The 25,098-nt window shown below is 48.9% G+C and carries 23 protein-coding genes; 9 read left to right on the forward strand and 14 right to left on the reverse strand.

Annotated features, from left to right (window positions below; all coding sequences use genetic code 11):
• Positions 1-66 precede the first annotated feature (66 nt).
• The 6 genes from BGX12_RS08490 to BGX12_RS08515 all read right to left on the reverse strand — a co-directional run bounded on the left by BGX12_RS08490 (position 67) and on the right by BGX12_RS08515 (position 6,021).
• A complete protein-coding gene (locus BGX12_RS08490; RefSeq protein ID WP_109735642.1) occupies positions 67-1,098 on the reverse strand; it encodes a hypothetical protein in 1,032 nt (343 codons plus the stop codon).
• 157 nt (positions 1,099-1,255) lie between these two features.
• Positions 1,256-3,463, reverse strand: a complete 2,208-nt coding sequence (gene uvrB, locus BGX12_RS08495) for an excinuclease ABC subunit UvrB (RefSeq protein WP_109735643.1) — start codon at positions 3,461-3,463, stop codon at positions 1,256-1,258.
• Positions 3,464-3,486: 23 nt separating this feature from the next.
• Entirely contained in the window at positions 3,487-3,747 is a 261-nt protein-coding gene (locus tag BGX12_RS08500) for a hypothetical protein (protein WP_109735644.1), read from the reverse strand.
• Positions 3,744-4,067, reverse strand: coding sequence for a hypothetical protein (locus tag BGX12_RS08505; protein WP_109735645.1), 324 nt, complete (start codon positions 4,065-4,067; stop codon positions 3,744-3,746). The genes BGX12_RS08500 and BGX12_RS08505 overlap by 4 nt, the downstream gene beginning before the upstream one ends.
• A gap of 65 nt (positions 4,068-4,132) precedes the next feature.
• The gene (locus BGX12_RS08510; protein WP_109735646.1) at positions 4,133-5,290 is read right to left on the reverse strand and encodes an acyltransferase; all 1,158 of its coding nucleotides are present in this window, start codon (positions 5,288-5,290) and stop codon (positions 4,133-4,135) included.
• Between the two features lie 68 nt (positions 5,291-5,358).
• Complete coding sequence (locus BGX12_RS08515) at positions 5,359-6,021, reverse strand: MBL fold metallo-hydrolase (RefSeq protein ID WP_109735647.1); 663 nt, start codon at positions 6,019-6,021, stop codon at positions 5,359-5,361.
• 232 nt (positions 6,022-6,253) lie between these two features.
• Between BGX12_RS08515 and BGX12_RS08520 the strand changes: the two genes are divergently transcribed.
• A complete protein-coding gene (locus BGX12_RS08520) occupies positions 6,254-8,065 on the forward strand; it encodes a carbohydrate-binding domain-containing protein (protein WP_109735648.1) in 1,812 nt (603 codons plus the stop codon).
• A gap of 100 nt (positions 8,066-8,165) precedes the next feature.
• Here the strand turns inward: BGX12_RS08520 and BGX12_RS08525 are convergent, their stop codons facing one another.
• The 3 genes from BGX12_RS08525 to BGX12_RS08535 all read right to left on the reverse strand — a co-directional run bounded on the left by BGX12_RS08525 (position 8,166) and on the right by BGX12_RS08535 (position 11,421).
• Positions 8,166-8,504, reverse strand: coding sequence for a type II toxin-antitoxin system RelE/ParE family toxin (locus tag BGX12_RS08525; protein WP_109735649.1), 339 nt, complete (start codon positions 8,502-8,504; stop codon positions 8,166-8,168).
• The gene (locus BGX12_RS08530; RefSeq protein WP_109735650.1) at positions 8,501-8,803 is read right to left on the reverse strand and encodes a type II toxin-antitoxin system RelB/DinJ family antitoxin; all 303 of its coding nucleotides are present in this window, start codon (positions 8,801-8,803) and stop codon (positions 8,501-8,503) included. The genes BGX12_RS08525 and BGX12_RS08530 overlap by 4 nt, the downstream gene beginning before the upstream one ends.
• A 164-nt stretch (positions 8,804-8,967) precedes the next feature.
• Positions 8,968-11,421: a hypothetical protein gene (locus BGX12_RS08535; protein WP_109735651.1), complete on the reverse strand. Its 2,454-nt coding sequence runs from the start codon at positions 11,419-11,421 to the stop codon at positions 8,968-8,970.
• Between the two features lie 418 nt (positions 11,422-11,839).
• Between BGX12_RS08535 and BGX12_RS08540 the strand changes: the two genes are divergently transcribed.
• Together BGX12_RS08540 and BGX12_RS08545 are read left to right on the forward strand one after the other, a co-directional pair.
• Positions 11,840-12,094 (forward strand): hypothetical protein, encoded by a 255-nt coding sequence (locus BGX12_RS08540; RefSeq protein WP_109735652.1) that lies wholly within the window; start codon positions 11,840-11,842, stop codon positions 12,092-12,094.
• A 57-nt stretch (positions 12,095-12,151) separates the two neighbouring features.
• Complete coding sequence (locus BGX12_RS08545; RefSeq protein WP_109735653.1) at positions 12,152-13,279, forward strand: hypothetical protein; 1,128 nt, start codon at positions 12,152-12,154, stop codon at positions 13,277-13,279.
• Between the two features lie 129 nt (positions 13,280-13,408).
• On the opposite strand, the gene cysS is transcribed toward BGX12_RS08545, so the two are convergent.
• Positions 13,409-14,869 carry a cysteine--tRNA ligase gene (cysS, locus tag BGX12_RS08550; protein ID WP_109735654.1) on the reverse strand — a complete coding sequence of 487 codons (1,461 nt, stop codon included), beginning with the start codon at positions 14,867-14,869 and terminating at the stop codon, positions 13,409-13,411.
• A 226-nt stretch (positions 14,870-15,095) separates the two neighbouring features.
• Here cysS and BGX12_RS08555 point away from each other — a divergent pair, with 226 nt between their 5' ends.
• From BGX12_RS08555 to BGX12_RS08565, 3 genes are read left to right on the forward strand one after another with little or no spacing between them, the layout of a single operon-like run.
• Positions 15,096-16,193 (forward strand): adenosylhomocysteinase, encoded by a 1,098-nt coding sequence (locus tag BGX12_RS08555; RefSeq protein WP_109735664.1) that lies wholly within the window; start codon positions 15,096-15,098, stop codon positions 16,191-16,193.
• 47 nt (positions 16,194-16,240) lie between these two features.
• The gene (locus BGX12_RS08560; protein ID WP_233246328.1) at positions 16,241-16,837 is read left to right on the forward strand and encodes a hypothetical protein; all 597 of its coding nucleotides are present in this window, start codon (positions 16,241-16,243) and stop codon (positions 16,835-16,837) included.
• Positions 16,837-17,400 (forward strand): PolC-type DNA polymerase III, encoded by a 564-nt coding sequence (locus tag BGX12_RS08565; protein WP_109735655.1) that lies wholly within the window; start codon positions 16,837-16,839, stop codon positions 17,398-17,400. Before BGX12_RS08560 ends, BGX12_RS08565 begins: the two co-directional genes overlap by 1 nt.
• Before the next feature lie 113 nt (positions 17,401-17,513).
• Here the strand turns inward: BGX12_RS08565 and BGX12_RS08570 are convergent, their stop codons facing one another.
• The 3 genes from BGX12_RS08570 to BGX12_RS08580 are packed head-to-tail and all read right to left on the reverse strand — an operon-like array spanning position 17,514 to position 22,517.
• On the reverse strand, positions 17,514-18,779 hold the full coding sequence (locus BGX12_RS08570) for a glycoside hydrolase family 3 N-terminal domain-containing protein (RefSeq protein ID WP_111361638.1): 1,266 nt from the start codon (positions 18,777-18,779) through the stop codon (positions 17,514-17,516).
• A gap of 39 nt (positions 18,780-18,818) precedes the next feature.
• Positions 18,819-21,377: a DNA topoisomerase III gene (locus BGX12_RS08575; RefSeq protein ID WP_109735657.1), complete on the reverse strand. Its 2,559-nt coding sequence runs from the start codon at positions 21,375-21,377 to the stop codon at positions 18,819-18,821.
• Positions 21,378-21,380: 3 nt separating this feature from the next.
• A complete protein-coding gene (locus BGX12_RS08580; RefSeq protein WP_109735658.1) occupies positions 21,381-22,517 on the reverse strand; it encodes a glycosyltransferase in 1,137 nt (378 codons plus the stop codon).
• Positions 22,518-22,708: 191 nt separating this feature from the next.
• Here BGX12_RS08580 and BGX12_RS08585 point away from each other — a divergent pair, with 191 nt between their 5' ends.
• The 3 genes from BGX12_RS08585 to plsX all read left to right on the forward strand — a co-directional run bounded on the left by BGX12_RS08585 (position 22,709) and on the right by plsX (position 24,546).
• Complete coding sequence (locus BGX12_RS08585) at positions 22,709-23,236, forward strand: DUF177 domain-containing protein (RefSeq protein WP_233246329.1); 528 nt, start codon at positions 22,709-22,711, stop codon at positions 23,234-23,236.
• A gap of 17 nt (positions 23,237-23,253) precedes the next feature.
• Complete coding sequence (gene rpmF / locus BGX12_RS08590; protein WP_073230141.1) at positions 23,254-23,439, forward strand: 50S ribosomal protein L32; 186 nt, start codon at positions 23,254-23,256, stop codon at positions 23,437-23,439.
• A 102-nt stretch (positions 23,440-23,541) separates the two neighbouring features.
• Entirely contained in the window at positions 23,542-24,546 is a 1,005-nt protein-coding gene (gene plsX, locus BGX12_RS08595; RefSeq protein ID WP_109735659.1) for a phosphate acyltransferase PlsX, read from the forward strand.
• A 255-nt stretch (positions 24,547-24,801) separates the two neighbouring features.
• Here plsX and BGX12_RS08600 read toward each other — a convergent pair.
• On the reverse strand, positions 24,802-25,098 hold a 297-nt coding region (locus tag BGX12_RS08600; protein WP_146196292.1), incomplete at its 5' end, for a hypothetical protein.

Here is a 25,098-nt window from a genome sequence, read left to right on the forward strand (position 1 = left end):
ATGGGGGGTAAATAAAAGACCCCTCGCAAAAGCGAGGAGTCTTTAAAAGGCTAAAATCTTTAAGGATTACTGAACCTTGTAGACTGCCAGCTTTACGGTGTAGTTACCGTTGTTGCCGATCTTTGCACCGTTAACAGCGAGTGCGAAGAAGCCTGCGCCAGTAGCTTCGTTGAAAGCCTTGGTCTTACCGACGTAGATGTCGCCAGTGTAGTTTTCCATCAGGTTGTCAATGGTAGTACCGGTGATGCTCTTGTACTTGAAGTCGCTCATGTGAACGATACCGCCGTTTTCGGGCTTAGCATCCGGCCAGTAGTCCTGACCGTATTCTTCGGTGTTGCTGATGATGGAGAATGCTGCACCGTTGCCGCTAGTGATGGAGTAGTCGTCACCGCTGGTGGACTTGGACTTGACAACCACGATATCTGCGGTAGGAGATGCGACTGCAGTGCAGGTGGCCAGATCAAGACCCGGAGCCATGTCGGTAGTGAGGGTTACTTCGGGGCAAGCGACCATGACGGGACTTGCAGAGGGCTGTGTGGCAGCGCTGCTTGCAGGAGTATTGGTCTTGCAGTACATGTCCGGACGGTTGAAGCTAATGGACTGGGTGTTGGACAAGTCCTGCTTCATGGTGCCATCGTTTGCAGTAGCGGTAATGATGAACTTGTATTCGCCACATTCAGTCAGAGAAGCGTCCTGCAGGTTAAACATGACGTTTGCTTCCGTGAGGGAAACGCTCTTGTTGGTGGGGAAGGCGGGCAGAATGAAGGTGGGCTGTGCTGCAATAGTCTGCACGTCTGCGCCAACGACCTTACCAATCTGGATGGTCACGTTGGTGAACTGAAGATTTTCGGAAGCGGCGATGGTGGTGTCGGTGAATGCAAGGCCGATAGAACCGGTCAGCTTCACCTGGGTACCTGCGTTGACGACATTGAGGCCGGTGAAGGTAATGGAACCATCCTGGCGGGTGTCGATATTAATGGAAGTGCCCGGACCATTGCTGGGCTTGGTGGAACCTTCGTCACCGCAAGCGATAAGGCCGAATGCGCCCATTGCGAACACAGAACCTGCCAGAAGTGTCTTTGCAAATTTGTAACTCATAGTTAAATCCTCTCTATATGTTTTTTGCCTTTGAAAAATACACAAAATTATTCCAAAACGGACTGTTTAAAAGGGCAAATTAGTGTAAAAAGAAGCTTTATGTGACTAAAAATTCGCAAAAAAGGCGTTTTTGGGATTTTTTTGATCGTCTGGGGGGTTATTTCCCCATATCCCGAATAAGATCGCGGAGACGGGCTGCTTCCTCAAAATCCAGCTTGGCGGCGGCGGCCTTCATCTGCTGTTCCAGTTCCTCGATAGAAAGGTCGCTTCGCTTTGAGGTATGAGGCCGCTTCGCTTTGAGGGGTGAGGATTTCTTGGGTTTACCTAAGGGTGCGCCTGTAAACAGCGGTTGGTCGCCGTCTTCTTCGTTGCCCAGGCCGTAGTCGGCATCGTAATCCGGATCTTCGGCTGCCTGGGGCGTCTTGTCCCCGCGCCAGAGGTCCATCAACGGATCGTTAATGACCAGGTCCCCTTCCAGCTTGCGGCTGACGGACTTTGGCGTAATGCCATGTTCCTTGTTGAATTCCTCCTGCAGGGTGCGGCGACGGACGGTTTCGTCCACTGCCTTTTGAAGGCTGTCGGTCATGTTGTCGGCGAACAGCAATACGGTGCCGTTCACATTTCTGGACGCGCGGCCCATGGTCTGGATCAGGCTGCGGTAGTTGCGGAGGAAACCTTCCTTGTCGGCGTCCAGAATGGCCACCATGCTGACTTCCGGCAAATCCAGGCCTTCGCGGAGCAAATTGATGCCCACCAGCACGTCGAACTCGCCGGTGCGCAGCCCTTTAATGAGGTCGTGACGTTCCAGGGTCTTGATGTCACTGTGTAAATACTTGGCCTTGATACCTGCTTCCACAAAATAGTCGGTCAGGTCCTGAGCCATTTTCTTGGTAAGGGTGGTGACCAGCACGCGGTCGCCATTCTTGATGGTTTTCTCGATGCGGTAAAGCAACACGTCCATCTGTCCCTGGATGGGGAACATCTCGATCTTCGGATCCAGAAGGCCTGTGGGGCGGTTGATCTGTTCGGCCACCACGCCGCCGGTCTTTTCAAGTTCGTATTCGCCCGGCGTTGCGCTGACGAACAGCACTTGCTTGGGATACATGAACTCGAATTCCTTGAAGTTCATGGGGCGGTTGTCCAGGGCGCAGGGCAGACGGAAACCGTAATTCACCAGGGTGGTTTTACGGCTCTTGTCGCCTTCGGCCATGCCGCCTACCTGGGGAATACTTACGTGGGATTCGTCCACCATCAAAAGCCAGTCATCGCCGAAGTAGTCGATCAGCGTAAAGGGGCGGGTGCCCGGTTCGCGGTTTTCGATAATGGCGGAATAGTTCTCGATGCCGCTGCACATACCGGTTTCGCGGATCATTTCCATGTCGTAGCGGGTGCGGCTGGAGAGTCGGGCGGATTCCAGAACCTTACCTTCCTTGTCCAATTCGGCAAGGCGGTCCGTCAATTGCAACTGCATACGCTGCAGGATACCGGCTCGGCCCTCTTCCTTCGTCACGAAGTGCTTGGCGGGAGCGATGGTCATTTCTTCCAGCTCCTGGATGACCTCACCGGTAATGATGTTGAAGCGCACCAGACGATCCACTTCGTCGCCGAACAGCTCGATGCGCATGCCGTCTTCGTCGTAGCTGGGGTGGATTTCGATGACGTCGCCATGGCAGCGGAAGGTTCCGCGTTCCAGGCTGAAGTCGTTACGGGTGTATTGGATGCGGACCAGTTCGTGAAGCAGGTCGTCGCGGTCCTTGATGTCGCCCTTCTTGATTCGGACCATCAGGTCGAAATATTCGGCGGGGCTGCCCAAGCCGTAAATGCAGCTGACGGAAGCGATGATGATGACGTCGCGACGAGTCAGCAGGTTAGCCGTTGCACGCAGGCGCAGCTTGTCGATTTCGTCGTTGATGCTGGCGTCTTTTTCAATGAAGGTATCGGTGTGGGGAATGTAGGCTTCGGGCTGGAAATAGTCGTAATAGCTGACGAAATATTCCACCGCATTCTTGGGGAAGAATGCCTTGAATTCCTGATAGAGCTGTGCTGCAAGAGTCTTGTTGTGGGTGAGAATCAGAGTAGGCTTGCCCACGTTCTTGATGACGTTTGCCATGGTGAACGTCTTGCCGGAACCGGTTACGCCAAGGAGCGTCTGGAACTGGTCCCCTTGCTTGAAACCCTCGGTAATCTGCTCGATGGCCTTGGGCTGGTCACCTGCGGCACCATACTGACTGACCAGTTCGAAGTTGGCGCGGGTTGGCGCCTGGAACTGACGTAATCTTCCCGGAAGGCTCTGCTCGGGGGAGAGAACCTTTGCTATCGGTTTTGCATACGGATCCGGGGTAATTGTCTTGCGCGCTCTAGCCATGTATCAAAGATACATTTATAGAACTAGAAGGGCTCGCGACTGTCCCAGATTTCCTTAATAGTTTCGCAAATATCTTTTTTGGATTCAACGGATCTGCCGGTTAACATGTAAATGGAACCATTTACAATGGAAGCCATTACGCAGCGTTGGTACTGATCGTTTGTGGACTTGATGTAACCGAATTTCTGTTCGTTGTTGTAGACAGGTCCGGTGGTTTCTGCCTGGCTGATGACCTCATGACGGGAAGCGGCGTAGTCAAAGTCCCACTTGAGATAATACTTCACGAACTCCTCATCGCTAGCATTTTCTTCGATGGTGAAGGTGGAATCCTTGTAGAGAAAATTCTTTTTTCGCCTCTCAGAGAGACTTCCTCGTTGCCTTTTACGAAGGTAAATGCCATGAGCTTTTCTTCAAGTGAAAAAGCATCCTGTCTGAACTTCCAATCAGTTATTGTGAAGGTATATGCTTCAGGGACTGGAATGTTAAGTTTCCATCCAGAGCTTATTCCAAAAACAGAAAATTTCGATACGGATGGTGCAACTTTGCTTGGGCCGGAACAGCTGCAGAAGACAAGTGCGATTGCAAGCAAAAGCAATTTTTTCATTGTAGAACTCCTTTTCTAATTCCTCTACACGAATATAAAAAAACGGAAACAATTGTAAAGAGGCTCTACTTGATGCTTAGACTTTCGCGAGCAGAAATTTCCTCTTTCCCGATAAGTTTGTAGAGTTTACTACGGAAAAGAGGAATGGTGGCGACAACGCCTGCGACAACGATGATCGGGGCGATCCAAACGATGCTTGGTTTATCCAATTCTGATTTGAAGACAATTCGCAGGATAAGAAGAATCCACCAGTGTACCGCAAGAATAATCAATGCGTTGCGGGAGATGTTTCGCAGGATTCCCTTGATGATGCGGATGGGGATGTAATCTGGTAATCTGGAGACCAGTTGGAATAAACCGATCAGGCCTGCAATTCCAAAGAGGGAACCTCCTACATAGCGAATAAAATCTTTCCCTAGAGTGTTGTTCATAATGCTGAACCAGGGGTAATGATCTTTCACGAATGCGTAGAGGGTAAAGGCGATAATGGTAAGTGCGAGCAGGAAAAGATTTCCCTTGGAGCCCTTGACGTCATTTAGCTTCTTGATAGGATCCTTGCATAGCCAGCCCAATGCAAAGAAGGAGAGACAAGTCAAATCGCGTTCGATGCCTAAGGGAAGGCGGATGTTGTTGCGACTAAGGAACCAGCCACCAACAAGGCATGCTATAGCAATCCCTGCGGTAATTGCTTTTTGTAGGGATGGATTCTTCGTGGCTTTGCCACTCAGAATGACGCTGATTTTTTGCGTGACAAAAAATAACAGGCTTATAGAGTATAACGTAAATACAAACCAAAGAGGACCTGACCCGATGCTGGATTTCCCAGCCACGAATATTTTAGCCAAGTTCCAGTAGAGATAATCCCATAGTCCCGTGATTTCGGGGCGGATGTTCATCACTGTCATTTTAGGCGCACGGGGAAACCTGTCAAAATTCCACACCACGGGATCCAACGCCAGGAACAGTAGCGAAAGCCAAATGTAGGGGAGTAACAGAACCTTGGTCTTGTGCTTTGCGTAACTTTTAAAATCGCTGAAACGTCGGGTACTAAATAGCTCTCCGGAAATAAAGAAGAAGGCGGACATTCGCATGACGCTCAGTTCTTCCATTCCCAGGTTTACGCATTTGAAGGATTGCTCTATGTGAAATAGGCAAACTAGCAAAAGGACGAATCCCTTGTATTCGTCAATCCACTGAATTCTCTGTGTTGCGTTAAGTTTCATTGAGGCTCATGTACGGGAAAGCTGATGCTGAGACGAGCTCAGCATGACGTTGTTCGACATGACGTGGTTCAGAATGACGCCCGTTCGTCTTCGATGACGGTGGATGGCCCGTGGCCAGGGAATACGCAGGTGTCTGCCGGCAAGGTCAATAGCTTGCTTTTGATTCCGTTAATGAGGGCTTCTTCGTCTCCGCCGAATAGATCGGAACGACCCATGCTTCCTGCAAAAAGGATGTCGCCGGAGAAAAGCAGACCTGGGTTCTTCACCCCCATGGGGTTCAGAATGGCGTCGGAAGAGGGCAGATAGAAGGCGACTCCTCCGGGGGAGTGTCCTGCTACGTGAATGACATGCAGTTCAATGCCTTCCACGCCGACGGTATCACCTTCGGCAATGTAGTCACCCAGCGGGGGTGCGATTTCCTCGAATTGCAAACCGTACATTCCACTTTGTTCTTCCTGAAGATCCAGCAGGAATTCGTCTTCTTGGTGGGCTTCCGCTTTTACGCCGTAAGTTTTCTCCACGAAGGCGTTTCCCAGCACATGATCTAAGTGTAGGTGAGTGTTCAGTAGGTGCCGTACCGTCAGGTTGTTGTCCTTGATATAGGCTGCCAGTACGTCCCGTTCCCGCTGGTTCGACACGCTGGGGTCAATGAGGATGGCTTCACCCTTGTGGTTACTCAGGACGAAACAATTGACGCCATAGGGATTAAAAACAAAGTGTTTAAAAAGCATGGGCGTGAATATAAAAAGAACTGTACCTGAGTGCTTTCATTTTATGGCGAAAAAAACGCTAAAAGTACTGTTGTTATTTTAACAATGGAAATCTCTGATCAATCTGACGAAAATCCTGAAGTGTAGTGGATTTGTCTCTCGTTTTGTTTCCGAACATTTACCAACTATCCGTTGTAAAAGTATTCGTATAAAAGAGAGGCGAATATATATTAGACTTATTGGAGGTTTGTTTATGTGGGTAAAGAAAATCCCAGTAGTCGCTGCGTCTGCAGCGCTGTGCTTTGTGGCGTGCTCTGAAAATAGTTCGGTTACAGATCCGAATAACAATTCCGCGTTGCCGGATATTGAAAATCCTAGTGTTCAGAATCCTGAATTAGAAAACCCCGGTGATGTGATTGAAAATCCGGGTATTGAAAGTCCTGGTATTGAAAATCCAAGCATTGAGAATCCCGGTAATACAGTTCCTGGTGCAGACGATTCCAGTGTGGAAAATCCGGGCAGTGAAAATCCAGACGTTGTGAATCCTGGCAATGAAAATCCGGCCGAGGTGAATCCGGGTAACGAAAACCCTGGTAATGTTGTTCCGGGCGGTTCCATTCCCTCTGACGATGAATCGGACCTGGATGATACCAGAACTTTGACCGGAGCAGAAATTCTTCTGAAGCTTGCAGGCACAACAGCCTCTGTCGAAAACAACAACGGCTGTATCGCTGTGGCAGAAAAAAGTGCTACCATCACTTGCCCCGGCGCCTACTTCGTTACTGGGGAATCTTCGGATTTCCAGCTGGTGGTGAATACCCCGGGCGCAAAGGATGAAGGTAAAACCGGCATCTATTTTTATAACGCAACCTTGAAGAGCAATAACGCAGCCCTTCTAGTGAAGAACGCCGATAAGACGGTTCTTCATTTGGTGAAGGGAACCACCAATGTGGTGGAAGACGGCAATGGAAATCATTTGTTCGAAAAGGTGAACGGGGCCCAGGATACGGCCAAGGCCGCCATTTACGCCAGAGATGATTTGAACATCAAGGGCGCAGGAAAGTTGACGGTCAAGGGCAATTTCCAGAATGGCATCCAGTGTAGTAACGACCTGAAAATCAAGAATGGCGATATTACCGTTGTTGCCAAGGAAACTGCCATTAAGGGCAAGCAAAGTCTTGAAATTTCCGGCGGCATTTTGGACGTTACTTCTACCGGCAAGGGCCTCATGTCAGATACCACCATTACGGTGGAAGGCGGTACCTTCAAAATCAATACAGAAGATGACGCCCTGCATTCCAACTACACCGTTTCCATGGTGGGCGGCGACCTTTCTATTTCCACCAAGGGCAAGGGCATCCATGCGGACTCCTCCCTGTATCTGAAGGGCTCTACCATCAATATCGTTACTGCAAAGGAAGGTCTGGAATCCTACAAGATTTTTGCTGAAGATGGCGTGACTTCTACTTTTGCGACGGACGATGGCTGGAACGCAGCCGGCGGCCCCAAGGACCCAAACGCAGGCGGCTTTTCCTCGTTCAGTGAATCCAGCGGTCACATCGTTATTAGCGGTGGCTACCATTACATTAGCGCCAAGGGCAATATGATCGATGTGCTGGATGCTAACGGTACCGCAAAGCAGACCGGCGGCGTGCTGATCCTTGAAATCACTGGCGAAAGCTATGAAAATGGCATGGGCGGTGGTGGCTTCGGCGGCTGGGGAGGCGGTGGCTGGGGCGGCTTCGGTGGAGGCGGCTTTGGCGGCGGTAGCGGGGGATGTTCCTCCAATATGGCCGGCGGCCTTATCGACACGGATAATGGCTTTGAAATTTCTGGCAATGCCGTACTTCTTGCTTTTGGTAACTACTCCACGGACATTCCGGAATGCGCTTCTGTCACTTATGATAGCAACAACTTCTATGGTTCCGACGTTGCTGCGTTTAAGCCGCAGTATAAGGGTGATGCCATTCTCTATGGCGGTGCAGTAAAGTCTGTTGCCCAGGTTCAGACCAACGGAATGAAGGAACTGAAGTTCCCCAACGGCCTAGTTTATATGTACAGGTGATTCTATTTTTCTCCCATCGATACACGAAACCGCCCGGATTTCTCCGAGCGGTTTTCCCTTTGGAATTTTTTACAACTTCTGAATCCTCTCAGGTCTTGCATTAACTATTTGAATTCGGTCTATTCTGCGGTTCGTTCAACAAAGATGGAACATCTTGACCGACATAAAATACTCGCAAGACCACGACCTGTATTTTTTGCACTACGTAAAAGATGTTATAATTACCGTCGTTCATTTTTCGAACACCACGACTTTGCCATGGTTCTTCCGTATATATTGGATATCGTTCCGGAAAATCAGATAATCCCAGAATAGAATCCTGTAACTTTTTCAAAATTTTTTGTGCTGCAACAGGAGCATACAGGGAATTGCATATATAATCTGCGATTCCCTCTAAGTCTTTTTTTGCATTATCGGAGACCAGAACCTGGTAGCTCATACATGGTATTTTTTCTTGATGTCAAAAAAAACGGCGGCAGCGGGAGTCATGCGACCGGCCTTCATGTCTGCATAGCCTTTTTCTAGTTCAGCATCGAATTCCGCCTTGGACAATCTGGATTCATCAACAGGTCGTTTGGGTAATTTCACCTCAAAAGGCAGTCCCTGTTGCAAAATAATTTGCTTGTAAAACATGTTGATGGCGTTGGACACAGGAATCCCTAAAGCGGCCAAGATGCTTTCGGCTTCTTCCTTGACTTCGGGCTCAATACGAGCATAAAGGTTAGCACTTTTTGTCATATTTTAAATATATAAATTTGTGCGCACAAACGCAATACATTTGTTTTTTAGTTGAAAATTTTCCTAGAACAGCAAAAACCAGCAACCTAGTCCGACAAAAACCGCCCGGAAAAATCCGAGCGGTTTTTTATGGCTAGATCCCCGATCGGGTTGTTAAAGACTACTTATTTCAAGAATCCATATTCGTAGACTTTGGGGCGGAGCTTTTCGGTGAGGGCTTTGTAGGCTGATTCGAAGTTTGAGAAGTTTACGGGGATGGAAATACCTGTGTCGTTTTGTGCTTTGAGTGCCATTCGAATTTGATACCAGCCCACATCGGAACGGTTGAGTTTGTACTCGTCACGAATTTTATGATTGAAGGTTTGCTTGAAGTAGGCTTGCCAGATTTTTAGACCTTCGGCAAGGACTGCGTTTGCTTCTTCGCTGAAGGTTTTACCTTCCATGTAGCGGACCATGAAATCACTTTCAAAGCGTTCCGAGGAACCTACTTGTTCTTCTGTGAAAGGAATGAAGTGGTTGACGATACTCCATTTCTTGTTGTTCCATTCCAAATCGTTTGCGCTGGCGGTGAGATTGCTACCGTTAAAAAGCATCCACACGAGACAATCGTTCTTGAATTCTTCGGGAAGTTCGCAGTTGGGTTGAAGGAATTGGTCACGATCATTAAGCCAAGTGTGGGGCGTAACTTTCTCCATAGAAAACATTACTGCAGCCTTCCATAGATTTGTTTCGTTGATATAGAAACCGTTGCCTCTTGACGCTGATGATGATAGTAAGTAAACATACTTGGCTGCATTTTGCATATCATTTGTCCCAGCGCACATGTAGGCAATGGCGTTGTTACTCCAGTATTTGACCCTTGGAATACCTTTTGTTGGCTCAAGGACATTGCTAAGAGGAACGCAAGAAATTTTATTAGCTTTTGGACGTTCTATCCATTTACTCAAGTAATCTTTTTCGCTTAATGGAAAAAATGTTTTAGCTCCAACAAGTTGAGCCTTTTTGTCATAAGCTAAACATGGAATTTCTAGATTCTTCGACTCCACTTCGTTTCGCTCAGAATGACATCCGACCATACCCGTTTTTATTTTATCATTGCGTGTTTTCCAAATAAGGAATCCAATGGGAAAGTCGCCCTTCAGCCCTTCAAAGGACTTGCTATGTACGATAAATCCATCAAGATATTTTGCTGACCATTCGTTTCTGAATGTTTCAAAATTAGGAGCATTCACATATTTCATTTTGCTAAACATTGCTAAAGTCGCGGAAGGAATTTCTTTTGCAATTCTTGCAACGAATTGTGTGAATAATTCATTACTTGCTTTGCCGTATTTTCCCATACCAACTTCTGCCCATTTGGTTTTTGCAACGCCGATTTTATTTGTTGCTCCTGCACCGATTGCAACATTATTTGCATTTGTTGCTTCCGCATAGGGCGGGTTTATCAGCACTAATAATTTCTTTTTCCCTTCATTTGCTTCGCTGATTACTTTTCTCAAATTTTCGGGAATCTTGTTGGTGAGACTGTAGTCAATTTCGCCATCGTCGGTGATGTCGTCGTTTAGATAGTCGTACTGGAAACGCTGCGCCGCAACGCAGATTTTGGCAGCCTTCATGATGTCAACATCTTCTTGATCCAACGTGCTCATGAAAAGATGACGATGGTTCGCATGCTTCGATTCCAAATTCCCAACGCCGCAGCACATGTCCCAGACATAGTATTCCTTTTGCCAGTTGGATCCTAAGGTTTTCTCCAAAAGTTCATACGCTTTTTCTACCACATGGAGCGGCGTGTAGAATGCGCCCTTGAATTTCTGTTCGTCAACGGGAATCAAGCTGTCGCGACGCTCCAGTAAATAGGAGCGGTATTCTTCTTCGGGTGGACGATTGTAAATTGCCCAGAATTGACGGTAACCATCGTCGCTGTTTAAGGGGTAGGTTTTCCCCTTCATCAAGAATACCGGTTTGTTCCCCTTGTGGAGAAGTTCTGCCGTCAGATTTTCATGAACGCTCACATTGCCGTCGCTCATGATGTCCGCAAAGAAAAGAACCGCATAATCTTCCGGCGCTGCGTCCTTGATTTCGCTGCCGATCATTTTGACCCATTTGTCAAAAACGGACTTCAGATTTGCAGGCGTAATTTGGGTGCGGATGATTTCGCCATTCTTGATGGCATTCTGCAAGGTTTCTATGAATTCCTGTTCGTGAGTTTCAATATTAAAACTTACGAAATGGGTTCCAATATATTGAGAAACTGCGTCTAGTGCGTCGGGAGTCACTTCGCTGGCGGATTTTCCCCACTTGATTTTGATTTCTTTATTCTGTAGAAGGGGAAGCGCCACCTCGGTCTTCATGATGGCCGCCTTGACGCTGTCCACAACACAAAGGAATGGCGGAATGCTTTCTCCATCTTTCAGTGCCTTGTTGATGTAGAACAGGAGCTGGGTGAACATGGCGTAAAGGGAAATCTTGGAACCAAGCTTGGCCTCGAACCAGACTTCCTTTGTCTGGATGTCGATAAGATTGCGTTGCACTCCTTTCAGGTGCAAAGCCTTAATGTAGGCGTCCTTCACATCTTCTTCAGAAGTGGCTCGCTGCAACTTTTCAAACAAGGACATTTTTCGCTCCCGAAAATGCCCTTTTCGCCAAAGTTTCCGAAACAAAAAAATGCGTGGAACCGAATGGCTTATCACGACTGAGGTTCCGCTAAGACCCATCAACAAATAAGCACAAACGGCCCACGCACAAGAGTGCGTGAGCGTCTGCCTTATCCTCTGTTGATTTGAATTTAGCGGATTCCAGTCATGAGAATAAGAGCAAATTCACTCTAAAAACCAGGCGCCCGGCAAGGCATTCGCCATGCAAGGCTATGTAATGGGGAATATAGATAAAAAATGGATGTCCTGTGAATCCATGTCGCCTATTGTTTGCGAAATGACCCGAGAACAAAGGAGGCTGCGTACGAACGTCTGCTCAAGGCGGGAATTATTGATAAATCCGGTCAATTAACGAAAATTTATCAAAGTTCCCCCCAAAATGAAACAAGACGAGTATGATGAACGTCCTAACCTGTATATAGGTTTTCACGGTTGTGACCGCTCTGTCGGTCAAAAGCTATTAAACAATCCTGATGAGATAAAAATTAGTGACCATAGTTATGAATGGCTTGGTTATGGTTTTTATGTGTGGGAAAATAATTATGAGCGAGCGTTTGAATGGGCTCAGAGTAGAAAAATGATTGAAAAACCGTTTGTCTTGGGCGTTGTTAAATTAACAATGAAAAGTTTGTAAACGCAGGTTCTTTTTTGAGGGAGTAACTTATATTTGAAATATCTGTTAGGAGGTTCTATGTTCATAAGAAAGTATTGGCGTCATCTTTGCCTAACCTTTGCCGCTTTTTTCTGGTCCAGCTGTGGAGATGATAGCAATTCCGTTACGCCGCCAGACAATGGTGGGGCTGTTGTCCCTCCGGCTGAAAGTTCCGCCAATGTTGTGGGCGAATCTTCTTCTTCGGAAGAATCTCTGGAGGCCATATCCTCCTCTTCTCTAGAGCCTGTTCGTGATACCAGTGTCATCACTTTGTTTTCGGACCCCTCGGTGACTTGCGAAAAGGATGCCACGTGGATCGTGTCTCCTATATATGCCTTGGGTCGAAAATCTGCAGGTAGCTGTGAAGAAATTCAAATTCTTGTGGAGAAGGGTTCAGCCTATTCTAAGGAAGAATTGGAAGAAATGGAAGATTCCCTGGAAAACTGCAGGCGTTATATGTGTGAGACGGTTACTGCGTATGGCGTAATCTCTTACCCGCCTGTTATTGGTCATCGAACCAGTGTGAATATTACATACAAGTGTTCCAATAGGGAACAGTATTATTCATCCTATAGTTTTTCTGGCTTGATAAAACCTGAAAATTCCAGCTTTCCGAGAGATGAAAATGGCGTTCTTTACTTGACTGAAGAGGAATACAACGCAGCCAAGTTGTCTCGTGCTTCTATGGCGAAGGCCACTCCCAAGTTTGCACCTGAACCGGATTCCAGTAACACCGAAGAGACTGTTCCTCCTGAATGTGACCGCATGGGTTTTGTGGAAGTGGATGAAATTTATGAATCCGCCAGCAAGACGCTCTATGCCAAGTATGCTGACGAGCTGGCCAATGATTCCCTTAGTGAAGATCGCCGTAATTTTTTGAACCAGGTTTGTGACGAGCAAAATTCGACGATTCGTAAGGACATTCTTCCCGAGTATGACGTATATTATGAAAATTTGTCTTCTGAAAGTCAATGTTCCTTAAAGGGGTGGCTAGACGATTCCATTTGGTTTAGTGGCTACATTGCCCGGTACCAGAAACGACCCGATGGAACTGTCGAGGAGACGGAACGCTATAGGGAAAAATTCTCTGCTATTTTAAACAAATTAGAGGAAGTCATTGAATCAAAATATAAACCGAAATTGGATGATTCAGATATGATGTCCTAGACGAAATTCACGAAGAAAACCGCCCGGAAAAATCCGAGCGGTTTTTAATTGCGTATGTTGTAGGTTATTCAGTGCACCGAAGGTGTCTGATTATCACTAGCCTCTAGATCCTAGCCACTAGTCCCTAATTTATTCCTTCACGCTCCAGGTGGTGCCTTCCTTGCTGTCCTTGATCACGATGTTCATGGCGGCAAGTTCGTCGCGGATGCGGTCGCTTTCTGCCCAGTTCTTGTTGGCGCGGGCTTCCTTACGAGCTGCGAGAAGTTCTTCCACCTTGGCAACGTCAACGCCTGCGGCACCTTCGTCAGCCTTCTTCTTGTAATCCTGACGGGGTTCGTCCAGCTTGAGGCCAAAGACCTTATCCATGTCCAGAACGAGGGCGGCCTTTTCGCCGTCGTCGATGTCGGACTTCAGCATGGTATTCATGATGCCGAGAGCGCGGGGCATATTCAGGTCGTCGCCGATGGCGGTCTTGAATTCTTCCTGGAAGGCCTTGGCGGCTTCGCTCTTGATATCGGTAGCCTTGCCGATCAGCGGGTCGGTCTTCTTGTGAAGGCTCTTGAAAGCTTCCTTGGCACCGGTGAGAGCGTCCCAGGTGAAGTTCAGGTAGTTACGGTAGTGGCTGCCGAGAGCGAAGTAGCGGTAGTCCAGCGGATTGTAGCCGCGGTCCATGAGCAAGGTAACGGTGAGGAATTCGCCGCTGGACTTACTCATCTTGCCGAAGGTCTGCTGGGTGGTGCCGTCTTCAAGCTTTTCTTCGCTGGCGGTACGGAGGAATTCACCGTGCATCCAGAAACGGCTGAACTGAACGCCATTGGCGCATTCGCTCTGTGCAATTTCGTTGGTGTGGTGCACGCGGATATGGTCGGAACCACCGCAGTGAATGTCCAAAGTCGGACCGTTGTACTTCATAGCCATGGCGGAGCATTCGATATGCCAGCCCGGGAAGCCTACGCCCCAGGGGGAATCCCATTCCATGGCGCGCTTCTTGTCCTTGGGGCTGAACTTCCAGAGAGCGAAGTCAGTAGCGTTGCGCTTTTCGCCCATGTCGATACGGCTACCCTTGCGGAGGTTTTCCACGTCAAGGCGGGCGAAGTCGGCGTAGCGGGGGAACTTCAGGCTATCGAAGTAGATGCCATCGGAAGTGCGGTAGGTGAAGCCCTTTTCTTCGAGGGTCTTCACCAGGTCAATCTGTTCCTGGATGTGCTGGGTTGCAGGAGTCCAACGGGTGGGTTCCTGAATGTTCAGACGATGCCAGTCAGCCATGAAGGCGTCGGTGTAGAACTTGGCGATGTCCCAGACGGACTTGCCTTCGCGAGCTGCACCCTTTTCCATCTTGTCGTCACCGGAGTCGGCGTCGCTGGTGAGGTGTCCCACGTCGGTAATGTTCACGATGTGGTTTACAGCGTAGCCATAGTACTTCAGGGTGCGAACCAGGAAGTCTTCGAAAATGTAGGTACGGAGGTTACCGATGTGGGCGAAATGGTACACCGTGGGGCCACAACAGTACATACGCACGGCGGGAACGCCTTCAGGAAGTGTGAACAGTTCTTTCTTGCGTGATGCGGTGTTGTAGAATTGAAGTGCCATTTGAGCCTCCGGTTAAATGCGGCGCACATGCGCTGCGGATGGCGCAAAAATAGAAAAAACAGGAATAAAAATCTACGTTGTTGGCCGCAAAAGAGGTGTAGTATGAAAAGGATTCTTGGTATTTTGGGAACAGTGAAGTTTGCTGCCTGTATGAAAACGCCAAACTGGATCCCGAAAAAAAATAGTTCAATAACGGATGGAGCATTGTTTTTCTAACTTTGGCGCCATGCTTTTCGACGAGATTATCAACGAACATTACGAACCCCGCGAATACCCTGCATTGGCCCTTCTTGCTGATCTTTGGATTCATCGACGTCCCTTTGAAGGATTGAAAATCCTGGTAGGAACTCCGGTTTATCGAAATACGCTTTTGCAATACCGCACCCTGATGGCCGGTGGTGCGGAAGTTTTCGTTGGACATTCTTCTGCTATGCCTTACGACGAAAAGGTAATTTCCTACCTGAAGGAAAATGACGTGACGGTCATTCGTGCCGAAGACGTGAAGAGTGGGGTTGTCGCTGATGATTTTGACTTGATTCTGGATTGCGCCGGCCAGTTCTCCTTCTGCCATCCTCGAAAAGGTTTTGTGGAACTGACTCGCAGCGGAGTACAGTTCTTTGAAAATTCGGAATACCCGGTCTACGTCGCTGATAGTGGAATCGTAAAGCGCATCGAAACGACCTTGGGCACAGGCAATGGTTATTTCCGCGCTCTGGAACAATTGCGTCACCATGATTTCGCTGGCAAGAAACTTGTTGTGTTCGGCAGTGGCAAGGTGGGTTGCGGTATCGCCCTTCAGGGTGTTCGCCGCGGAATGAATGTCACGACCGTAACGGACTTCAAGAATCGTAATTCCAGTTCGGATTTTTCCCATGTGCTGGAAAACAATGACGTCACTATCATTGACCATCTGAATGAAAAGGCCGTGATGGACGCCGTTGAAAACAGTGACTACATGGTTACCGCGACGGGCCTGAAAAGTGTCCTTACGTTCCCCGTGGTGCAACTGCTCCAGACGAACAATAAGATTATCTGTGCCAATATGGGCGTGGAAGATGAATACGGGCCCTTGATTCCCAAGTTCCGTGTACTGAATAAGAAGGCCCCTCTGAATTTCGTCCTGGATGAACCGACCCACCTGAAGTATATCGATGCAAGCCTCGCCTTGCATGCTGCTTTGGGTGAACGCTTGTTAGAGGAACTTGACCGTGGGGAAAACTTTAAGGGTCCCAAGGATCCTGCTGCAGATCTTGAACAGCTTCTTTTGGTGACCACGATCCAGAATGGTGAAATTGGTCCTGAAGTTTGCGACATGTTGCGTTAACGATTTAACGCGTTTGTGGTTATATTTTGGAAAAAAGGTGAGTCTTGATGATGATGTCTCGTATTTTTTCGTTTCGTGCTGTAGCAACCGCCTTGTTGATGGCAGGTATGTGCGTTTCTGCATTTGCCGATGATATTGTGGCTACAACTTCCTCTGGCGCCACCGTTATCCTTCACGATAATGGCCGCTGGGAATATTACCAGAATAACAAGAACATTCACGATGTGCGCCCCAGCGCCATTCCCGAAGATGCCAAGTTTGAAATTTCCATCGCCTATGAAAGCGTGGACAAGCTGAAGAAGGACATCCGTATGGCAATGGATGCTGAATTTGCTACAGAAGAAGAAATTAAGGACAGCCTGCGTAGTGTTCCTAAGGGTGGTATCGTCTATTTCCAGGTCCCTACCAAGCAGATCAAACCGGGCATGACCCGCGAACTGACCTACTACATCTACGACAAGGGCAAGAATCCGATTTTCTCCAAGACCGTCCGTGATACAGAAGCCACTCCCAGCGAAGATAAAGGAATTTCCAACTTGCTGGTAGTTCCTCTTTATGCTCGCCCCAAGGTTTCCGTGTTGAAGGCTAAGGTCATTAGCGAAAGCACCCGCTCCACTCTTGAATTCGACATTCCGGTGAAGTAATGAAATTCGCCGTTGTGGACTTGGAGACCACTGGTGGTACTCCAGAAAATGGTCGCATTACCGAAGTGGGTATTGTCCTGCTGGATGATTTTGAAGTCGTTAGGACCTACCAGACTTTGCTGGATCCGGGAATGCCTATCCAGCCTTTTGTTGTAAAGCTTACAGGCATTACAGACGAGATGGTTTCGGGACAGCCTCAGTTTAACGACGTGGCAGAAGAAATCGCCGAGATGATTAAGGGCCGAATCTTTGTCGCTCACAATGTGCAGTTCGATTGCCGCTTCCTGCGCTCAGAACTCCGTCGTGCCTGCGTCAAGATGGATCCGCCCCGTCTTTGCACCGTAAAGCTTTCCCGCAAGTTCTTCCCGGGATTGCCCAGCTATAGCCTCCACAATCTTATTGAATCTCTGGAACTTCCGGACTTTCACCATCATCGCGCGTTAGATGATGCTATGGCTGCCGCAGAAATTCTCAAGCTCTGTCTGCAGAAGGCCGGTCCCGAAAAAATCCGCAAGGAAATCAAGAACATCACCAAGGCCGAAGCCGAAACGATGTTTAAGTAATTTCTTGAGTAGGTGCTTCAGCACCACTCAAACAAAAAAGAAAAGGCTAGCAAACGTTGTTTGCGTAGCCGTATTCTTTTTGGGGGTTCCAAGGGGGTGGTAACCCCCTTGTATTATAATAACCCTGCTCGATGTTTCATTTTCAAAATACGAGCGCAGGACTCCTCGACTCGCTTACGATACTTTTCGTTCTGCAACGCCATCACTGACAAAAAGTTGATCATGTCTACACCCTTCCTGGGGAAGGTGGTCATGAACATGTCGTTGCCGGATACAAGGGCTGTCTGTACCAGTTTCTTGAAGTCCTTGGCGGGATAATTCTTTCCCTTCACTCGTTCCGTCCCGCTGATCCATGCTCGCAGGGAAACGCCCCATAGGTCGTCCGTCAGAATCACTGTTTCCGGAGACATCCTGCGGGCGCGTTTCACGATTTCAGGTTCAAATACCGCAGGACGATTGGACACTCGTACGAAACGAACGCTGCTCATCATGGTGACGGGGATGTCGTTGGCTAAGGTCTTAAAAAACTCAATGTTTTTGGAAATGCTTTTCTTGGGGGTCGCGCTAATGGCAATCTGGTGGTCGCTATTGGTCCAGGAATCGTATCCAGGGAAATGTTTAGAAACGCATATAATGCCACTTTCGCGCATGCCTTGCACAAATGCTCTTACCTTGGGAGCGTTCGTTGTGTCAAATCCCCAGGACCTGTTGGATTCTTCCATAAAGGATTGTTTGCCACGACTGTCCTTGGAGGGGTCCAGCACCGGCGCCAAATTCATGTTGATGCCCAACTTGTGCAGTTCCATTCCGATTTCAGTTGCTATAGAACGGATGGAGTCTTCACTCATTTTGCGCATGGCCTTGGCGCTAGGAGTACGTTCCCATTTGGGATTGATGTTTCCAATACGGTTTACTCGACCGCCTTCCTGGTCCACGGCAACCACAGGAGGAATCTTCATTTCACGATTGACGGTTTCAATATTATCTCTGAATTTTTCCAGATCCTTCAGGTGATTTTTCATCACCAGGTAACCACCAAATTCATGTTTCATCATGAAGTCGGCGGGAGTCATGTAGACCATCACCATCTGGGCAGCCTTCTGCTTGATGGTCATGGAATTCCATAGAGGCATGAGCTCACAGGGAAGGCCGTAAGGATTTTTAGAAACATCGCATTCTGCATTGTTTTCTGCAGAATTTTCGTTGCTGGTCGTTTCCATTTCGGAAGGAACAGTTCCTGCGGTGGTGTCAGGCTTAACCTGCATGACCGCGCTATCAAGTGCTGTCGGTTGCGCAGATTCCTGGACAGCAGAAGAATCCTGTGCAAAAACTGCACAGAATGAACATAACAGAAAAACGATTACGAACTTAAGTTTCAAAATCCCAAAAACCAAACAATTTTAAATCAACAAGATTTATTACGGAACGTAGTCTTCGCTAGAGCTGCTGGCAGCAGCTTTCTTTGCTCCCCAGCGGCGCGGCTTGAATTCGCGGGGCGGGAAATCAAACTTCAGCTTACCCTTCTTATCGATGTACAGGAATGCATCGAAGGTGCGGTGAGTCTTGTTGCTGCGGAAACCCTTGATCAGATCCGTCTTCACTTCCGTACCGGAAAGCATCTTCTGAATCTGTTCCAGAGGGATTTCCTTACCCAGAAGAATTTTAGGCAGCTGCAGGCCGCTAGGTTCCTTCTTCACATAGCTATCGCTGACGTAGCCCGTCATGGTTTCGTACACCGCAGAATTGTCCAGAGGGGAGTTGCCCACCTGCTGGCCTAATTCAATTTCGGCACCTTCCTTGTTGTCGTCAAAGACGAACTCGATTTTATTCTGGTCGTTAATAATCACGACGGCAGAAAATTCTGCGCCCTTCTTGCTGCGGAAACCAGTAAGGGGACCCAACTTTCTATTTGTGAGAAGTTCTACAATTTCTTCGTTGGAAAGGCGCTTGCCACCAATCATCTTACGGATGACGATTCCATCTTCAGTGGTGTAGCGGCTTACGGTTTCGAAAACCTTCTTGCCGTTTACCGGGCTAAAGCTTGCTTCTCCAGTGGTGCTTTCTTCCTTGAATCCCTTGATGTTCTTCACCATGGTGCGGGTCATTTCCACAATGCCATTCATGAAGTTCTCGCGGGTTTCCTTACCCTTCTCGATCTGTTCCATCTTGTATTCCCACTCGCCGGTCAGTTCCGGGCTTGTGAGAGCTTCGATGTCCATAGCCTTCAGGACCTTGATCAGGTCGAATGCCTTGGCGGTAGCGATCATATCCTTACCGTCACGGACCACATACTTGTCGGTGACCAGCTTTTCAATAATGGCTGCACGGGTTGCGGGAGTTCCGAGGCCTCGTTCCTTCATGGCGTCGCGAAGTTCTTCGTCTTCCACCAGTTTACCTGCACTTTCCATCATAGAAAGGAGAGTGCTTTCGGTGTAGTGTGCAGGAGGCTTGGTAAAGTCTTCCTTGGAAGTGACTTCCACTGCCTTGGCCTTGTCGCCCTTCAGCTGCGGGATATTTGCTTCGTCGTCCGCATCCTTACCATAAACGGCCTTGAAACCCGGTTCCACCAGAATCTTACCTTCCGTAATGAAGGTTTCCTTTTCTACGGTGGTAATACGGGTGGTGTTCAGGTACTTTGCAGGCGGGTAGAACACGGCAATAAAACGCTGGCAGATCATGTTGAATACTTTCTGTTCTGCTTCGCTTAAGTCCGTGGGCATAACGCCAGTAGGAATAATGGCAAAGTGGTCCGAAATTTTCTTGTTGTCGAAGACCTTAGGAGTCTTTACTACCCAGTTGTTGTTCAAGGCTGCCTGGGCAAAGGTGCTGAGGCTTCCTGTAATCTTACCCAGAGTTGTTTTTACCGGACCTACATAGTCTTCGGGGAGGCAACGGCTGTCGGTACGAGGGTAGGTGGTTGCCTTATGACGTTCGTACAGAGCCTGGGCAATAGAAAGGGTGGTTTTGGCGCTAAAGCCGAAGCGGTTGTTGGCTTCACGCTGCAAGGTAGTCAGGTCGTACAAAGGACCGCACTTCTGGAAACTAGGTGCGGTGGTCTCCTGAATGGTGCCGGTCTTGCCCTTGCATTTTTTCAGGATGTCCTGGACCTTTTTTTCGTCAAAAATCTGTTTCTGCTTGCTGTCGCCATCTGCAGTGAACCACTTACCGGCGTAGGTGTTGCCGTCGTTATCAAATTCTGCGTCAATGGACCAGAACTTCTTGGGAACGAACTGATGGCGTTCTTCCTCGCGGTTCACAATGATGGCAAGCGTCGGGGTCTGCACTCGACCGCAGGGGGTAATCTGGAAGCCGCCCATGGAGCTGTTGTAAGCGGTCAGACCGCGGCTGCCGTTCATACCGATGAGCCAGTCGGCTTCACTGCGGCAAATAGCTGCTGCCTTCAGGTTTTCCATGTCGGCGCCGTCGCGCATGTTGTCAAAAGCTTCCTGGATGGCCGCAGGTGTCATACTCTGCATCCACAGGCGCTTGATTGTCTTGCCTGTAAACTTGCCCTTCAGGACGTAGTCCAGGATGTAGAAGAAAATCAGTTCACCTTCGCGGCCAGCATCGCATGCGTTTACGATGGTTGTTACATCCTTGCGCTTGATCAGCTTGCTTAAAATGGAGAGCTGGCTCTTGGTCTGGGGATTGGCGGAAAGGGGGAACTTTTCCGGCAACATGGGCAGCGTGCTCATTTCCCACTTCTTGTAGCGTTCGTCGATTTCCTTGGGATCGGCAATTTCCACCAGGTGGCCGATGGCGTGGCTCACGATGGTAGTGTCGCTTTCATAGACGCCGTTACCCTTGGTAAAGTTCTTCTGACCAAGGACCTTTACCAGGTCCAGGGCGACGCTTGGTTTTTCTGCAATAATCAAAGTCTTGCCATCCGCGGGAGCTGCGGCTTTTTTGGCTTTAGGAGCAGCCTTGGTGGCTGGCTTTGCGGCTTTGGTCTTAGTTGTTTTCGTTGCAGTTGCCATATCTTACTTCCATTTAAAGCGTCCAAGCACGCCGAAAATAACGGCCAGGACTGTAAAAGGGGCGTGTATGAATTCCACAGGAATGCACCACTTGATCAGGTGTTCCTGCCTAAATACACGTAACCCTCGGAGTATTAAAATCAGGTCGCCAGCACACTTGATCACAAAGGTGATTACGGTGGCTGCAAAAACGGTAAAGCTAAAAGGGGAGAGGACCGCAGCTACACACTGCATGAGCAGGAACAGGAATACCATGCTCAGCACGAATACGATTTTCGGGGTGTAGTAGACTGTCTTGGAGGCCCAACGCTTTCGTTGCTCCCAAAGTTCCTTCAGTGTTTCCTTGCCGTTGGTGGTGACGAAAGTGCTCTCGGAAATGCAATAGCGCATGGCCCAGGGGCGGTCTGCTGCCAATTTTTGCATCAGCAGGTCGTCATCACCACTCTGGATCTTGAGAACCCCTTCGAATCCCTTGACGCTCTTGAAGAAACTCTTGCGATAGGCCAGGTTGTTTCCGGTACTGGTGAGGGGGAGATGCATGGCCAGGCCTGCTGTACCTGCCACCCTGTATATAAGAGTTTCCACTGCCTGCATGCAAACCAGCACGCTGGATTTTCCCTTGATGGTGGGAATGTAGGAGTGTCCCGCCACCAGTTCGATGCCGGGTTCAAATTCTGCCACAATGCCTGTGACCCAAGTGGGTTTCACGATGCAGTCCGCATCGGTCAGGCAGAGAACTTCTCCGTCGCAGGCTTCGATCATCTGGCTCAGGGCGAATTTCTTGGGGCTAGCTCCTTCGGGAATTTCCTTGATGGTCAGAACGTGAAAATTTTCCGGATACCTGGCGGCATATTCTGCCAAAATCTTGGGAGTGCTGTCCGTACTGCGGTCATCCGCTACCCAGACTTCCCAAAAACCGCGGTAATCCTGGGCCATGACGGAATCCAGGGTCTCCCGGATGCCGACTTCCTCGTTACGGGCGGCAATCAGGATGCTTACCTTAGGAGGGGGCTCCACGTCGGAGTTCCCTTTGCGTACGATCCCCAGAGCCCTGAAGAATCTAAACTCCAGGTAGGCGTAGAATAGGCAGAACGCTGCCAACAGCCCGGTAACGATATAGGTGATCGTCGTAAATACCATAATTCGCCGCAAAAATAGATATAAAACCATTTTCCATATTTGGAGGGAGGTCCGTTTTTGTGGGCGAAGCGGGATTCATGAGCCCGTGTTTCTTACATTTTTGTTACAAGACGGCGTGTATTCCAAATTCGTTACAAATAAAAAAAGCGGATTGTTGACTAAATTACACGTTTTACTAAATTTGTGCCACTTTGAGAATCGATATTGCACAAACACTGAATGAACCCGAAGACCGCCAGGTGGTCTGGTCCCATGCCGATGCCCCTGAACTCTTCGACGAACTGCACCTAAAGGGCGATCTGGTAGCTCAGGTGCTGGTTAGCCCCGAAGGCGACAACAAGTGGCTTGTGACTGGTACGATCTCCGGCGTGCAGACGCTAACCTGCTCCCGCTCTCTGGAACCTTTTGACCGACCCTTCTCCACTGAAATCGTGGTCGAAGTCGAACGAATCCAGATTGGAAAACAGGAACTTGACGAGGATGACGTTGACGTCTATGCCTACAAGATCCCCCTGGGGCAGTACTTCGTAGATGTTTCCGAGTGCGTTCGTGAGCTTATTTTGCTTCAGGAACCCCAAGCACCCGTGAAAAATCCTGACGAAGATTTTATCTTTGTAACAAACAACAATCCAGCCGAGGATGACGCTGGCGAAAAGCCGACGGACCCCCGCTGGGATAAACTCAAGGCCCTGAAGGACAAAATGTCCAAGGGTAACTAGACTAATAGGAGTTAAAAATGGCAGTACCTAAAAGAAAAACTTCCACCGCTCGTCGTGACAAGCGTCGTACCCACTGGAAGATGGAAGTGCCCGCTATGGCTACTTGCGATCATTGCGGTTCCGTGAAGCGCCCGCACCGCGTGTGCCCGGTTTGCGGTTTCTACAATGGTGTCGAAGTTGTCGACATGAAGGCCGAAGCCTAATTTTAAGACTATATTAAGGTAAGTTCCGGTGTATCCGGGACTTACCTTTTTTGTTTAAGACCGCAAGGTCAAAAAGTTTTTTGGAGTATAAGGAAGTCTACCATGATTAAAGTAGCTTTGGATGCCCTGGGCGGCGACTTTGCCCCCGACGTAGTGATTGACGGCGCCATCAACGCTGCCAAGAAGGATGCTGATCTGCATATCGTTTTGTGCGGACCTGAGGCCGAGGTCAAGGCTGGTCTTGAGAAGCGCGGCTACACTGGCACCGGTATTTCCGTGGTAGATGCACCGGATCCGGTTGCCATGGACGAACATCCTGTCATGGTTCTCAAGAAGAAGCCCCACTCAGGCCTGGTGACCTGTGTTGCCCTCCAGAAGGTGGGCAAGGTAGACGCTTCCGTCAGTGCTGGTAACTCCGGCGCCATGATGGCCAGCTGCCTTATGCTCCTCGGTAAGACTACCGAAAAGTTTGGCCGTCCGCCTATCGGCTGCGTAATCCCCACCGCCGAAAAGCCCATCGTCCTTGTTGACGCTGGCGCTAACGTAGACGAACGCGCTTCTGTGCTTGTAGACTTTGCTATTGCAGGTTCTGCATTTGCAGAAACTTACTTCGGTCGCGAAAAGCCGAAGGTCGGTCTCGTGAACATGGGCGAAGAAGAACACAAGGGCCCCGCAGTTTGCCAGGAAGCCTACCAGCTCCTGAAGAACGCTCCCGTAAACTTCATCGGCAACATCGAAGGTGAAGACCTGATCATGGGCAAGGCCGACGTGGCTGTTACCTCTGGCTTTACAGGTAACGTAATTCTCAAGATGATCGAAGGCTTCTACGAAATGCACCACAAGATGTTCGGCAACATCGATTCCGAAGCTGGCCGCAAGTTCGACGAAATGTGGGACTACCGCATGACCGGTGGCGCCTTGCTCCTGGGTCTCAACGGTACCGGCATTATCGCTCACGGCCGTTCCGACGCTCTGGCTATCGAAAAGGCTGTTGAAGTTGCCGCCAAGTACGCCCGCCTCGGCGTGGCCAAGGCTGTGAACGCTCGTTTGTCTGAAATCAAGGACGACGCTACCGCTGCAGCAGCTGCGGAAGCTCCTCAGGCTTAATTATCCTGAGCGCCTGAACGACAAACGTGTCATCCTGAGCGGAACGAAGTGAAGCGAAGGATCCAGTGACGAACGAAAAAAGACAGGACTGAAATCCTGTCTTTTTTTACGAATTCAATTTTACCCTCGATACGCCTTTTGCGTATCGTTATAGATTAAACTTGGGAATGGGAGCCCTCTATGGAGGGTTCCCTAGATTATTTTTTGGGGAGATCCCGGACTAAATCCGGGATGACAATAGGAGATTTTAAGGGGTTATTCCACCTTTACACAACGGACGGAAACACCATAGGTTTTTACGTCTCTGCCTTTTCCTGTAGGAGAATGATCCGTTGTTGAAACATATTCATAAAGGGCTTTGGTTGCATCTTCAGAATATTCCGTGGGATAATACCATGACACGAATTCTTTCAATTTATTAAAAGCTCCATTTTTTCTAATACCAGCTCCGGTAAGCGAAAGTCCCGTATAATTTGTACCTGAGAATCCATAAGTAGAACGAGTTCCCTTGATTCCGTCTTTGTTAGTCTTGGCGTGCCAAGCGATGTAGAA

Source organism: Fibrobacter sp. UWR4 (genome assembly GCF_003149045.1).
GTDB lineage: Bacteria > Fibrobacterota > Fibrobacteria > Fibrobacterales > Fibrobacteraceae > Fibrobacter.